Below are 12,434 nucleotides of genomic sequence, written 5' to 3'. Positions count from 1 at the left end.
CGATCACCGGCCCCATAGGCCGACGCGCTCCGCCCGGGCCTGCTCCTCGGCGCCGAGGAGGTCGGGGGGCGCATCGTCCGAGGCCCGGGCGCCGCCCGCGGTGAGGATCAGGGCGGCGAGGTCGTCGCCCTCGATCCGGCACCGGCCGGCGGCATCCTCGGACACGCTGCAGACCACCTCGCGGCGACGCAGGTACTTGGCGAGCTGCCGGGCGAGATGCCCGCGCTCGCCCACGACGCCGAGGAGGCGCACGGTCCGCCCACGCAGCGACAGGGTCCCGGTGTCGATCACCTCGGGCACGCCCCGGATCTCGCTGGACGCGACAGGGATCGGCTGAGGGGCCGGCTGCGGCGCCGACGCGACGGCCGGGGCCGGCTCGGCCCGTTCCGCCGACGGGCGCGGACGGTTCTTGGCGAGCTGGGCGGAGGCCCGCTGGATGAAATCGTGGAAGATCCCGGCCGGCATCTCGCCGCCGAACATCCGGTTCATCGGGCTGTCGTCGTCGTTGCCGATCCAGACCCCGACCACGAGGTCCGGGGTCATGCCGACGAACCAGGCGTCGCGGAAATCCTGGCTGGTGCCGGTCTTGCCGCCGATGATCTGGCCCGGCACCCGCGCCGCCCGGCCGGTCCCGGAATCGACCACCGCCTGGAGCGAATCAAGCATCATCTGGCGCGGCTCCTGCGCCAGGGTGGCGGCCGGCGCCGGCTCGGCCCGGACGTAGAGCGGCTGCGGGCCCGCCCCGCGAATCGCGTGGATGCCGAAGCTCGCGAGCGGCGCGCGGCCGGACAGCACCGAGCCGTAGGCGCGGGTCATCTCCAGCAGGCTGACGGTGCCGGAGCCGAGGACGAGGCTCGGCACGTTCGGCAGCTCGGACTGGATCCCCAGCTTGCGGGCGGTGGCGATCACCGCCGGGATGCCGACATCCTGCCCGAGCTGGGCCGCCACCGTGTTGATCGACAGCGCGAAGGCGGTCCGCAGCGGCACAGGGCCGCGATAGCGCCCGTCGTCGTTCTCGGGCTCCCAGTCGCCGATGCGCACTGGGCGGTCGTCCATCACGCTCTCGGGCGTCAGGCCCTGCTCGTAGGCGGTCAGATAGACCAGGAGCTTGAACAGCGAGCCCGGCTGGCGCTTGGCCTGGACCGCGCGGTTGAACTGGCTGTCCTCGTAGTCCCGGCCACCCACCATCGCGAGGATCGCGCCGGCCTTCGACAGCACCACCATGGCGGCCTGGCCGACCTTGCGCTTGGCGCCGTCCTTGTCGAGGCGCCGGGCGACGACGCCCTCCGCGAGGCTCTGCAGGTCGAGGTTGAGGGTGGAGCGCACGGTCATGTCGCCGTCGGTGCCGGCGAGCCGCTTCACGTCGCCGGCGATCATGTCGAGGAAGTAGTTGGTGCCGGGCGGCGCCTCGGGCGGAGACTTCAGCGTGACGCTCTGCTTGCGCGCGGCGTCGGCCTCCTTCTGCGTGATCGCCCCGGTCTCGACCATGGCCTGGAGCACCACGTCGGCGCGCTCCTTCGCGCCGCCGAGGTTGCGGGTCGGGGCGAGCTGCGAGGGCGCCCGCACCAGCCCGGCCAGCATGGCCGCCTCGGGCAGGGTCAGCGCCTTGGCGGGCTTGCCGAAATAGCGCCGGGCGGCCGCGTCCGCCCCGTAGGCGCCGGCCCCGAAATAGGCGGTGTCGAGGTAGCCGAGCAGGATCTCGTCCTTACTCATGGTCGTCTCGACCCGCAGCGCGAGGAACGCCTCCTGGACCTTGCGCCAGAGCGTCTTCTCCTGGTTGAGCGAGGTCAGGCGGACATATTGCTGCGTGATCGTCGAGCCGCCCTCGCGCACCCCGCCACCCGCGGCGTTGCGCCAGGCGGCGCGGGCGAGCCCGCGCAGGTCGATGCCCCAATGGCTGTAGAACCGGCGATCCTCGATCGCGACGATCGCCTTGGCGAGGTTCGCGGGCAGGTCGGCGGCGGTGAGCTTCTGGCCGCGGAAGCTGCCCCGGGTGGCGAAGACCCGGCCGTCATCGGCCTCGACGGTGATCGCCCGCTGGCCGGTATCGACGATCGCCCCGCCCAGCGGCGGAAGGGTCACCAGGGCGGCCAGCAGGTAGACCGCCAGCGCCAGGGCCGGCAGCAGGATCGCGGCCCCGGCGGCGAGCAGAACGGGCCGGCGCCGCAGGCGGGCGAAGCGGCGGGCGAAGCGGCCGTGACCTGCCGCGACGCGCGGTACCGTGTCCGCCGCAGCGGGCCGATCGGCCGCGACGGGCTGCGCGCGGTCACGTCGACGGGTCAGGGCGCCGGCGATGCGCGAGAAACCAGAACGCCCGGCTTGCAGGACGCCGCGTCCGGCGGCGGCGATCAGGATCCACAGGTGCCGGAAAAGGTCGCGCGCGGCGCGTCCGGCCTCGCGGGCCGCCCGGCGCGGGTCCGACGTGTCGGCCCCGGGATCCCGCGCGGGGCCCGGATCGGTCGGTGCGCGCTCCGGCGCGTCTGGCGTCATCGCGATGCGTGTTCCGGGACCGGACCGTCCGGTCGAGGCCGCGTTCTAAGCTGCATTCGGGTGCGTGTCCCGCCGACAAACGAACGAGGCCCGGTCGCGGCGACCGAGGCGCCGCGACCGTGTGCCCCGCGCAACGCAAACCGCTACCGCCCGGCGACCGGTCCGGCCATCCCGTGGCGGCTGCGCAGCTTCACCGCGAGGATCAGCAGGAGCACGCCGAACGCGAACGTGTAGGCGCCGATCCACCAAGTCAGGACCAGGGCGGACATGCCGGGCTCCAGGATCAGCGCGATGCCGAACAGGATCGAGACCAGGCCGCCGAGCCCCAGCCACCAGCGCCCGTAATGCAGGTGCAGCCTGAACGCGGCCGCGATCATCAGGCCGCCGGTCACGAGCGCCCAGGCGGCGAGGAGCAACACGAACGCCCAGACCGCGGCAGCCGGCACCAGCACGGCAGCCACGCCCACGACGACGTCGACGATGCCCTCGATCAACAGGAAGCCCCAGCGCTCGTGCCGCTGCGCCGCCCGCACCGCGCCGACGATGGCGAAGAGTCCGTCGACCAGCATGTAGGCGGCAAACAGGAACACCAGCGACAGCACGAAGGCCTGCGGCGCCGCGAAGGCGACGATCCCGAACAGGATCGCGACGACGCCGCGCAGGGCGATGAGCCACCAGTTCCGGGCGAGCACCGTGCTCATGGCGTCCAGCCGGGCGGTGCCGGTGAGGGGGATGCCCGAGGGCGACGTCGCGGTCGAGCCGACGCCGGATCCCGGTGGTCTCGGGGACGGGGTGCTGGTCATGGCGGAACTCCGAAGCGCGTCGGGCGCATGCCCGGCCGACCCGCCCGCTGAACGCTGCACTGCGACAAGCGTTCCTGATCGCGGTCGCCGCCGGGCCGGAACCTTGCCGCGGTCGCCGGCTTTTGCTGACCGAGGCGGGCACGAACAGAGCCCGGCCGCCGCAGGGTGGCCGGCCGATCCCGTGGTGATGAGACGACATGTTTGACGATTCGCGGCAGGCAGCCGAGTCCGCGTCCCATCCGCTGCCGGCCGACAGCCGGCCCGAGCCGCCCGCTCGCGACATCCTGGACCTAGGCCGCAACGACACGCCCGAGACCGCGCGCAAGCCGTCCCAGGACGACGACCGCCGTGCGCCCGAGGCAGACGCCGACCAGGATGGCGACCAGGAGGACGGTGGCTCCGAGGACGGTGAGCAGGACGAAGACGAACGGCGCCCGAGCGTCCTGCGGCGTCATCCGGTGGCGTTCATCCTCGGAGGCCTCGCGGTGGTCGCGCTCGGCGTTGCCGTGTTCTTCTACTGGTTGCTGTACATGCACCCCTACGAGAGCACCGACGACGCGTTCGTCGATGCCCGCAGCATCTCGGTCCAGCCGAAGGTCGGCGGCTATCTCGTCGCGGTGCCGGTTACCGACAACCAGCACGTCGATGCCGGGCAAATGCTGTTCCAGATCGACCAGCGCGACTACCAGATCGCCCTCGAGCAGGCCAAGGCGCAGGTCGTGGCCGACGAGGCGGCGATCAAGAACATCGATGCCCAGGTTCAGGCCCAGTACGCCAACATCGACGTGTCGAAGGCTCAGGTAGCCACCGCCGAGGCGGCGCTGAAGTTCGCTCAGGAGGATGCGGCCCGGTACAAGGATCTGGCGGAGCGCGGATCGGGCTCGGTCCAACAATCCCAGTCGGCCACCTCGACGCTGCAACAGCGCCAAGCCTCCGTGCAGAGCGCCAATGCGAGCGTCGTCGCGGCGCAGAAGCAGATCGGCTCGCTCCAGGCCCAGAAGGCCTCGACGGAGGCGCAGCTCGCCCGCGACAAGGCGCAGGTCGAGCAGGCCGAGCTGAACCTCGGCTACACGACGATCCAGGCCGTTCAGCCCGGGCGCGTGGTCCGTCTGACGGGCGGCATCGGAGCCTACGCGCAGGCCGGCCAGAGCCTGTCGATGTTCGTGCCGGACGACATCTGGGTGACGGCGAACTACAAGGAGACGCAGATCGCCGACATGCGTCCCGGCCAGCCGGTGGACCTCGCGATCGACGCCTATCCGAGCCGCAAGATCCACGGCACCGTGGCCTCCGTCCAGCCGGGTTCGGGCACTGCCTTCAGCCTGCTGCCGGCCCAGAACGCCACCGGCAACTACGTGAAGGTCACGCAGCGCATCCCGGTGAAGATCGTGGTGAAAGACTGGCCGACGGACGTGTCGATCGGTCCGGGGATGTCGGTCGTGCCCACCGTCACGGTCCGGTGACCGCGATGGCCGGAACCGGCCGGGCCTCCGGAGGCAGATCGCCTGCCGGCAAACCCTCAGCGGGAAAGGCGTCCGCGGGGAAGGCATCCGCTGCAAAGGCGCCCGGCGGCCACAATCCCTGGCTGATCGCCGGCGTGGTGGCGCTGGCGACGTTCATGGAGGTGCTCGACACCACCATCGCCAACGTCGCCCTGCGCTACATCTCAGGCGGCCTCGCGGTCGGGCCCGACGAGGCGGCCTGGGTGGTGACGAGCTACCTGGTGGCCAACGCGATCACGCTGACGGCGTCGAGCTTTCTGGCCAAGCGCTACGGCCGCAAGGCGTTCTTCATGTGGTCGGTGGCCCTGTTCACCATCGCGTCGATCCTGTGCGGATTCGCCTGGAGCCTCGAATCGCTGCTGCTGTTCCGGGTGCTGCAGGGACTGGGTGGCGGCGGCATGGCGCCGCTGGCGCAGTCGATCCTCGCCGATTCGTTCCCGCCCGAGAAGCGCGGGCAGGCCTTCGCCCTCTACGGCGTGGCCATCGTGGTCGCGCCCGTGATCGGCCCGACGCTGGGCGGCTGGCTGTCGGACAACGCCTCCTGGCACTGGTGCTTCCTGATCAACGGGCCGATCGGCATGATCGCGCTCGGGCTGATGTACTGGCTGATCGAGGACAGCGAGGCGGCCAAGAAGGAGCGCCGCGCCATGGTGCGCAAGGGCATCCGGTTCGACCTCGTCGGCTTCCTGCTGGTGGCCGTGTTCCTCGGCTCGCTCGAGGTCATCCTCGACGAGGGGCAGCGGAAGGACTGGTTCGGCACCTCGACGCTGATGAACGTCTCCGGCGTCCTCATGGTCGTCTCGTTCGTCGCCATGATCCCGTGGCTCCTGAACCACAAGAACCCGGCGGTGGACCTGCGCCTGATCGGCAACCGCCAGTTCGGCTCCTGCTTCCTGGTGATGATGTTCACCGGGGCGATCCTGATCTCGACCACGCAGTTCATCCCGCAGATCACGCAGGAGTATTACGGCTACACCGCCACCCTGTCGGGCCTCGTCCTCGGCCCGGGCGGCATGGTCACGGTGGTGATGATGTTCCTCACCGGCCGGGCCTCGGCCTACGTGCAGCCGAAATGGCTGATCGCCGCTGGCATGACCATCGTGGCGCTGGGAATGTACGACCTGACGCGCCTCAACGGCACGACCACCTTCTCGTTCTTCGCGTGGTCGCGGGTCTATATCGGCATCGGCCTGCCGATGGTGTTCCTGTCGATCACCTCGGCCTCCTACGAGGGCCTGCGCAAGGACCAGACCGACCAGGCCTCGGCCCTGATCAACGTCGCCCGGAACGTCGGCGGCTCCATGGGCGTCTCGCTCGCCCAGAACGTGCTGGCCTACCGCAGCCAGTTCCACCAGAGCCGGCTGGTCGAGAGCGTCAACCCGACGGCGCCGGGCTACCAGGAGACCATGCGGCAGGCGACGCAGTACTTCTCCGAGCACGGCTATGCCGGCGTCGAGGCCCAGGGCCAGGCGACAGCCTGGATCGGCACCGTGCTCCAGACCGAAGTCGCCTACTGGGCCTATATCGATGTGTTCTGGGTGCTGGGCTTGGTCGCCGCCTGTGCGGTGCCCCTCGCGCTGAGCCTGAAATCGGTCAAGCTCGGCGGTGGCGCAGCGGCAGGCGGGCACTGACCGTCGATGGCGTCAGACGCCATCCGGCGGCAGAGCCTCCGTCACCTCGACGCGGCGGTTGTCCGGCGACGGGCCGGCCTCGTTGGCGGCGGTCTCGGTCTGGGCCGGCGCCCTGTCGACGGCCCCCGCCACCGCGGCGACGCCCTGGTAGCGGGTCAGGCGGCGGTCGATCATGTCGTCGATCCGGCCGTGCAGCTCCGCGACCGTCAGGCTGCGGCGCTTGCCGCCGGACTTCTCGGTGAACAGGCTGCGGTTGGCCCGGGCGGCGCTGCGGAACTCGCGTCCCGCCACCTCGTCGGGCTTTTCCGAGGAGAGCGACAGGAAGCGCCCGGCGCTGGCGCTGCCCAGGAAGTGGGCGAGGTACAGCTCCGTGGTGGTGAGTGCCCGGCCGACCCGCGCCTCGATCCGCTCGCGGTCGCGCTTGATCAGCTCGGCCGCCATCAGGGCGGCGATCCGGGGATCGTTGCGCAGGCCGAGCACCCGGGCCCGCATGGGGCTCGTGACGGTGATCGCGGAGCCGCGGCCCTTCACGGCGGCGGCCTCTTCGTCGAGACCGTAGCGGGCGCCGTAATCGCGGATCATCTCCAGCCAGGTGCGGGCGACGAACTGGAACAGGCCCTGCGCCGAGGAGGTCCCGGCCTTGGCCTCCGTGTCGAAGCTCGATTCCTTGTCGGCGAGGGCCATCATGTAGACCGGGTCGACCCCGGCCTCGTCGGAGGCCTTAACGATCGTGTCGACCACCTTGCGCGGCACGCTGCGCTCGCCGAACCGGACGGAATCCTCGCCCTGCTCCTGGATGACCCGTGGCAGGCTCGCGAGGTCGTCCTGGATCAGCGCGGCGGTCGCCGGCTCCTGGTCCTCGACGGGGAGCCCGGTCCAGGCGGCCGCGCCCTCGGCCGGCGCCGCGTCCGGGAATCCGGCCCGCAGGCCCTCGTCCGGCGCGCCGTCCCGCATCCAGCCGGTGCGGCCGTCGACGGCGAGCGTCTGGGCGGTGCGCGGGCTAATATCGATCCGGTCATGGGCCTGCGCGGCGGGCGCGAAGAAGGCCGGCGCGAAGGCCGCCTGCGGCAGGCCGAACCCGGAAACGACGCCCAGAGCCAGGGTCCCGGTGAAGCGCCGGAGGCCGTTGCGGCCCATGCGGCGAAGTGCCCGGTGCTGGGTCCCATCCTGCTGCCGCGGCAGCCAGGCCACGGTCTCATCCTCAAAACGGCTCGTGCAGTCGGACGTATTCGGCACGAGTCGGCTCACGTCGTCGGCGCAACGCGCCGGCTCCGGGAAAACCCCCATCACTGGTCCTCTTCCAGATTGTCCCTTGCGTCGGCCCGGCGTCTGGCGGCCGGGCTCTTCGAAGCGGCGGCCCTATCGGCGCCTGCCGTGACCAGAATGGGACGGCTCCGTGATTCAAGCGTGGCACGGTCAACGAAGGGTTAACCCTGCTTTTTCAGGCCGCCTTAACGCCGTGATCCGGCCGTGCTTGGGGGTCTCGAGGCGCAAAGTTGTCGCATTCGACTTGGAACGGGCCACGGTCGAGCCAGTTAAATATCGCCCCGGGGGGCTCAACTACTCATTCCCCAGACGCGACGCGCGTCCCCACAAGGACACTATTTCCCGATGAGCATGCAGACCGGTCGCCGCGTCGGCGTCGCGTTCGTTGGCATGGGTGGCGCCGTTGCCACCACTGCCATCGCCGGCATCGAAATGATCAAATCCGGATCGAACCGGCTTGACGGGCTGCCGCTCGCCGGCCTCTCCGTCGCGGGCATGGTGGACTACAAGGACCTCGTGTTCGCCGGCTGGGACCTGAACGGCGACGACCTCGCTTCGGCTGCGACCGGTCACGGCGTTCTGTCGAAGGACGACATCGAGAACGGCGCCCAGGTCCTGAAGGGCATCACGCCCTGGCCGGCGGTGGGCAGTGCGAAGTTCTGCAAGAACATCGACGGGCAGAACCGCATCGTCGCCAAGGACCATCGCGAGGCGGTCTCGGTGATCGCCAACGACCTGCGCCGCTTCCAGAAAGAGAGCAACCTCGACGAGGTGGTCGTCGTGAACCTCGCCTCCACGGAGCGCTGGCCGGACCTCAACGACCCGACCCTGAACTCCACCGCCGCCTTCGAGAAGGGCCTGGATTCGAGCGACGAGGCGATCTCGCCGGCGATGCTCTACGCCTACGCGGCGATCAAGAGCGGGATCCCGTACGCCAACTTCACCCCGAGCATCGCGGCTGACGTGCCGGCCCTGCTCGGATTGGCTACGGAGATGAACGTCCCGGTGGCCGGCAAGGACGGCAAGACCGGCCAGACCATGATGAAGACGGTGCTGGCTCCCGCCTTCAAGGCGCGCGCCCTCCACGTCGACGGCTGGTTCTCGACCAACATCCTGGGCAACCGCGACGGCCTCGCCCTGAATGACCCGAACTCGCTGCAGTCGAAGCTCAACACCAAGGGTACGGTGCTCGACTCGATCCTCGGCTACCCGGTCGAGGACCACCTCGTGCACATCCACTACTATCGCCCCCGCGGCGACGACAAGGAAGCCTGGGACAACATCGACGTCACCGGCTTCATGGGCCAGCGGATGCAGATCAAGGTCAACTTCCTCTGTAAGGACTCGATCCTGGCGGCGCCGCTCGTGATCGAGATTGCCCGTGTGCTGGATTTGGCGAAGAAGCGCGGCGACGGCGGCGTGCAGGAGCAACTCTCGACCTTCTTCAAGGCCCCGATGGTGAAGAACGGCCGCGGGCCGGAGCATGCCTTCGGCAAGCAGGAAGCGATGCTTCTCGACTGGCTCGGCGTCCACTGATGTCCGGTGCGGCGGCGCCGGCCGCGCTGCGCGAACTCTTCGTCGAGATGAACGACCTCAAGCGCGTCCGCTCCGCGGGCCGCGAGGGGTCGATCGCGGAGCGGTTGTTCGCACAGGGGTGGGGCCTTCTCACGGGTGGGGCCTCGCCCGACGATGTCGCCCTCGACATCGCCGCGACGACGCTCGCCGCGACTCGGCTCTGCGACCTCGACGCCGCCTTCCTGTCGGCGGCGGGTCTCTCCGATGCCGCGGCCTCCGCGGTGTTGGTCGCGGGCTTCGACGCCGTGACCGGCGACCTCGATCCCGACCTGCGGGATCGGCTGCGCGGCCGGCTCGCGCCGCGCCCGCCGGGCCGGCCTGGGCCTTTGCCGTCCTTCGTGGCGGCCTTGGCCCGCCAGCCGCGGGCGGGCGTGACCTGCCCCGGCCGCGCCCGGATCCTGCTGGAACCGCCGGAGAACCACGCCGAGCATTGCCTGATCGTGGCCGTCTACGGCGTCTGCCTCAGCCCGTTCTACCGGGCCGATCCTGGTACCGTGTTCCTCGCCGCGATGGCGCACCACTTCCACAACGCCGCGATGCCGGATGCCGGCTTCACCGGCGAGGTGCTGCTCGGCGACCATCTCGGCCCGATCATGGCCGTGACCACCGGTTGGGCGATGTCCGAGCTCGACGGGCCCCTGCGGGGGCATGTCGAGCGGGCGCGCGCGGTCCTGCCGGACGACGCCACCGCGGAGGGCCGTGCCTTCCATGCGGCCGACTGCGTCGACCGGGTGCTCCAGATCGCCCAGCATCTGCGGGGTGCCTCGACCACGATGGCGGCGGTGCTCGATGAGTGGGAGCTCGTCCATGCCGGGCCGGTGAAGGGGTTCCACGATCGTGTCCTGCGCGACATGCGCATCCCATAGGACCGATCTCGCGTTGTCCGTCAGACCCGGTCGCCCATCTGACGGGGCGGTCTCGAGAGCCCATGATCCCGTTCGAACTCCGATCGCCGCAGACCGGCAACCCCCTGAAGTCCGATGCGCCGCACGCCTTGCGCGACGCCGGCACCGGCGCGCGCTGGCCCGTCATCGACGGCATCCCGTACCTGCGGGTCGGCCGCGAGGCGCTGGTCGAGCGTGTCCTGGCCCATCTCGACGCGGGCGAGTCCGACGAAGCCCTAGCCGCCCTGCTGGTCGATCAGGACGATTGGTGGAACGGCCCTCCAGCCGACCCGGCCGGGATCATCCGGCTGATCAAGGGCCGGCGCGACGCGACCCTCCGGGACGCGGTCGACTGGCTCGGCTGGGGCCGGGTCGGCGACTATTTCTTGCATCGCTGGACCGACCCGACCTTCCTGGCCGGCCTGACGCTGCTCGAAGCCCATTGGAACGAGCCGCGCTGCGTCTTCGAATTCGCCTGCGGCATCGGCCATTACCTGCGGGAACTCGAGCGCCGCGGCTGCAAGACCGCCGGCGCCGACGTGGTCTTCGCCAAGCTCTGGGTCGCACGCCACTGGGTCGTGGGGCCGAAGGCGCAACTCGTCTGCTTCGACGCCGGCTCGCCGCACTGGCCGATTCCCGGCGCGCCGGTCGATCTCGTGGCCTGCAACGACGCCTTCTACTTCCTCGACGATAAGGCGGCCTTGCTCGAGAACCTGCGGCTGAATGCCGGGGACGACGGCTGGCTCGCGCTCAGTCACATCCACAACAGCGACTGCCCGGGCTTCTCCGCCGGCCGGGCCGTCACCGCCGAAGAGATCGCCGAGCTGTTCCCGGACGCCCTCGTGTACGACGATGCCGAGTTGACCCGCGCCCTGGTCGAGGCCCGGGCGCCGGTTCCCCAGGAGCCCGCGGCATTGCGGAGCTGCGAGGCGTTCTCGGTGGTGGCCGGCTCCGGTATGCGTCCGGCTCCGCGCGCGGTGGTGGACGGTCTGACGCTGCCGAAGGCCGGCACCGTCGTGTGGCTCAACCCGCTATATCGGCCGGACGGGGACGGCTACGCGATCCGCTGGCCCTCCGAGCGCTACGAGGCGGAATACGCCCCCCGCGCCACCTACCCGATGCGATCGCCGGGCCCCGCGCAGATCACCTTCGACGGCCGCATCGACGGGCCCGAGACGCAGCGCGTCCGCGCCCGCGAATTCGTCGATCTGCCGGAGCGCTGGTGATGGACGCGGTTGGCTGGGGCATCGTCGGCTACGGCTGGGTCGCCCGCGACTACATGGCCCCGGGCATCCGAGCCGCCGGGCACCGACTCGTGGCCGTGTGCGATCCCGATCCGCTGAGTCGTGCAGCGGCCGAGCGCGCGGGTGCCCGCTCCCATTCCGATCTGGCTGGCCTCCTGGCCGAGCCTGAGGTCGAGGCGGTCTACGTGGCGACACCGAACCACCTGCATCGCGGTGCCGTCGAGGCACTGGCCGCCGCCGGCAAGGCGATTCTGTGCGAGAAGCCCATGGCGGCGACGCTCGACGACGCGGACGCCATCGTGCGGGCTGTCGGGGACCGAAAAATCTTTTACGGGACGGCGTTCGACCAGCGGCACCATCCGGCCCACCGGGCGATTCGTGCTCAGGTCGAGGCCGGGCGACTCGGCACCGTCACGACGGTGCGGATCGTCTACGCCTGCTGGCTCGGGCGCGACTGGTCGGAGGCCGGCCAGCCGAACTGGCGGATCGACGCCGCCCAGGCCGGCGGCGGCGCCCTCATGGACCTCGCGCCCCACGGGCTTGACCTCGTGGATTTCCTGCTCGGCGAGCCGATCGCGGATCTCGCGGCCCTGACCCAGACCCGCGCCCAGGACTATTCGGTCGATGACGGCGCCCTGCTGATCGGCCGCACCGCCGGCGGCGCGCTGGCGAGCCTGCACGTGGCCTACAATTGCCCCGACGCGCTCCCGCGCCGGCGCCTGGAGATCGTCGGCACCAAGGGCATGCTCGTCGCCGAGAACACGATGGGCCAGACGGCAGGCGGCACGCTGCTGTTCATCGACGGCGTGACCGGGCGTTCCGAACCGCAGGCCTTCGATGCCGACACCTCGCCCTTCGCCGAACAGGTCCGCGCCTTCGGCTCGGCGCTGCGCCGGCCCGAGGAGCGGACTGCATGGTCGGCTCCGCGCGATCTCCACACGATGCGGCTCGTCGCCCGCGCCTATGGGCAGGGGTAGGCGCGCACCTTGAGAATGAGCAACCGCTGAGCCGAAGCCCGGATGTCCCACCCGGCCCCTTA

Annotated in this window: 10 protein-coding genes; 6 read left to right on the top strand and 4 right to left on the bottom strand. The window is 70.6% G+C overall.

The window, feature by feature from the left end; translation table 11 throughout:
* Positions 1-3: 3 nt before the first annotated feature.
* Both AC0IY0_RS03590 and AC0IY0_RS03585 read right to left on the bottom strand, forming a co-directional pair.
* Positions 4-2,490, bottom strand: coding sequence for a PBP1A family penicillin-binding protein (locus tag AC0IY0_RS03590; RefSeq protein ID WP_419829136.1), 2,487 nt, complete (start codon positions 2,488-2,490; stop codon positions 4-6).
* Between the two features lie 143 nt (positions 2,491-2,633).
* Entirely contained in the window at positions 2,634-3,293 is a 660-nt protein-coding gene (locus AC0IY0_RS03585) for an HdeD family acid-resistance protein (RefSeq protein ID WP_419829137.1), read from the bottom strand.
* Between the two features lie 197 nt (positions 3,294-3,490).
* Here AC0IY0_RS03585 and AC0IY0_RS03580 point away from each other — a divergent pair, with 197 nt between their 5' ends.
* The gene (locus tag AC0IY0_RS03580; protein WP_471763098.1) at positions 3,491-4,756 is read left to right on the top strand and encodes an HlyD family secretion protein; all 1,266 of its coding nucleotides are present in this window, start codon (positions 3,491-3,493) and stop codon (positions 4,754-4,756) included.
* Here AC0IY0_RS03580 and AC0IY0_RS03575 read toward each other — a convergent pair.
* Positions 4,743-4,913: a hypothetical protein gene (locus AC0IY0_RS03575; protein ID WP_246692170.1), complete on the bottom strand. Its 171-nt coding sequence runs from the start codon at positions 4,911-4,913 to the stop codon at positions 4,743-4,745. The genes AC0IY0_RS03580 and AC0IY0_RS03575 overlap by 14 nt on opposite strands.
* Between AC0IY0_RS03575 and AC0IY0_RS03570 the strand changes: the two genes are divergently transcribed.
* On the top strand, positions 4,894-6,426 hold the full coding sequence (locus tag AC0IY0_RS03570) for a DHA2 family efflux MFS transporter permease subunit (RefSeq protein ID WP_471763097.1): 1,533 nt from the start codon (positions 4,894-4,896) through the stop codon (positions 6,424-6,426). The genes AC0IY0_RS03575 and AC0IY0_RS03570 overlap by 20 nt on opposite strands.
* A gap of 12 nt (positions 6,427-6,438) precedes the next feature.
* On the opposite strand, the gene AC0IY0_RS03565 is transcribed toward AC0IY0_RS03570, so the two are convergent.
* On the bottom strand, positions 6,439-7,713 hold the full coding sequence (locus tag AC0IY0_RS03565; RefSeq protein WP_471763096.1) for a transglycosylase SLT domain-containing protein: 1,275 nt from the start codon (positions 7,711-7,713) through the stop codon (positions 6,439-6,441).
* Positions 7,714-8,037: 324 nt separating this feature from the next.
* Here AC0IY0_RS03565 and AC0IY0_RS03560 point away from each other — a divergent pair, with 324 nt between their 5' ends.
* From AC0IY0_RS03560 to AC0IY0_RS03545, 4 genes are all read left to right on the top strand, one after another.
* On the top strand, positions 8,038-9,228 hold the full coding sequence (locus AC0IY0_RS03560; RefSeq protein ID WP_147906406.1) for an inositol-3-phosphate synthase: 1,191 nt from the start codon (positions 8,038-8,040) through the stop codon (positions 9,226-9,228).
* On the top strand, positions 9,228-10,133 hold the full coding sequence (locus tag AC0IY0_RS03555; RefSeq protein WP_471763095.1) for an HD domain-containing protein: 906 nt from the start codon (positions 9,228-9,230) through the stop codon (positions 10,131-10,133). The genes AC0IY0_RS03560 and AC0IY0_RS03555 overlap by 1 nt, the downstream gene beginning before the upstream one ends.
* Before the next feature lie 62 nt (positions 10,134-10,195).
* Positions 10,196-11,377: a class I SAM-dependent methyltransferase gene (locus tag AC0IY0_RS03550; protein ID WP_471763094.1), complete on the top strand. Its 1,182-nt coding sequence runs from the start codon at positions 10,196-10,198 to the stop codon at positions 11,375-11,377.
* Positions 11,377-12,372, top strand: a complete 996-nt coding sequence (locus AC0IY0_RS03545) for a Gfo/Idh/MocA family protein (protein WP_419829142.1) — start codon at positions 11,377-11,379, stop codon at positions 12,370-12,372. The genes AC0IY0_RS03550 and AC0IY0_RS03545 overlap by 1 nt, the downstream gene beginning before the upstream one ends.
* The last annotated feature ends 62 nt before the right edge of the window (positions 12,373-12,434 follow it).

The sequence above is a fragment of the Methylobacterium sp. AC315 genome, from assembly GCF_979253755.1.
Note: the sequence above shows the minus strand (reverse complement) of the source record. Positions and strands in the feature narration are given on the sequence as shown.

Excerpts from the sequence above, each read along its gene's own strand:
- AC0IY0_RS03575 (WP_246692170.1), bottom strand. The coding sequence starts at position 4,913 with ATGAACGTCGCCAGCGCCACCACGCCGGCGATCAGCCAGGGATTGTGG.
- AC0IY0_RS03565 (WP_471763096.1), bottom strand. The coding sequence starts at position 7,713 with ATGGGGGTTTTCCCGGAGCCGGCGCGTTGCGCCGACGACGTGAGCCGA.
- AC0IY0_RS03550 (WP_471763094.1), top strand. The coding sequence starts at position 10,196 with ATGATCCCGTTCGAACTCCGATCGCCGCAGACCGGCAACCCCCTGAAG.
- AC0IY0_RS03590 (WP_419829136.1), bottom strand. The coding sequence starts at position 2,490 with ATGACGCCAGACGCGCCGGAGCGCGCACCGACCGATCCGGGCCCCGCG.
- AC0IY0_RS03585 (WP_419829137.1), bottom strand. The coding sequence starts at position 3,293 with ATGACCAGCACCCCGTCCCCGAGACCACCGGGATCCGGCGTCGGCTCG.
- AC0IY0_RS03545 (WP_419829142.1), top strand. The coding sequence starts at position 11,377 with ATGGACGCGGTTGGCTGGGGCATCGTCGGCTACGGCTGGGTCGCCCGC.
- AC0IY0_RS03560 (WP_147906406.1), top strand. The coding sequence starts at position 8,038 with ATGAGCATGCAGACCGGTCGCCGCGTCGGCGTCGCGTTCGTTGGCATG.
- AC0IY0_RS03580 (WP_471763098.1), top strand. The coding sequence starts at position 3,491 with ATGTTTGACGATTCGCGGCAGGCAGCCGAGTCCGCGTCCCATCCGCTG.
- AC0IY0_RS03555 (WP_471763095.1), top strand. The coding sequence starts at position 9,228 with ATGTCCGGTGCGGCGGCGCCGGCCGCGCTGCGCGAACTCTTCGTCGAG.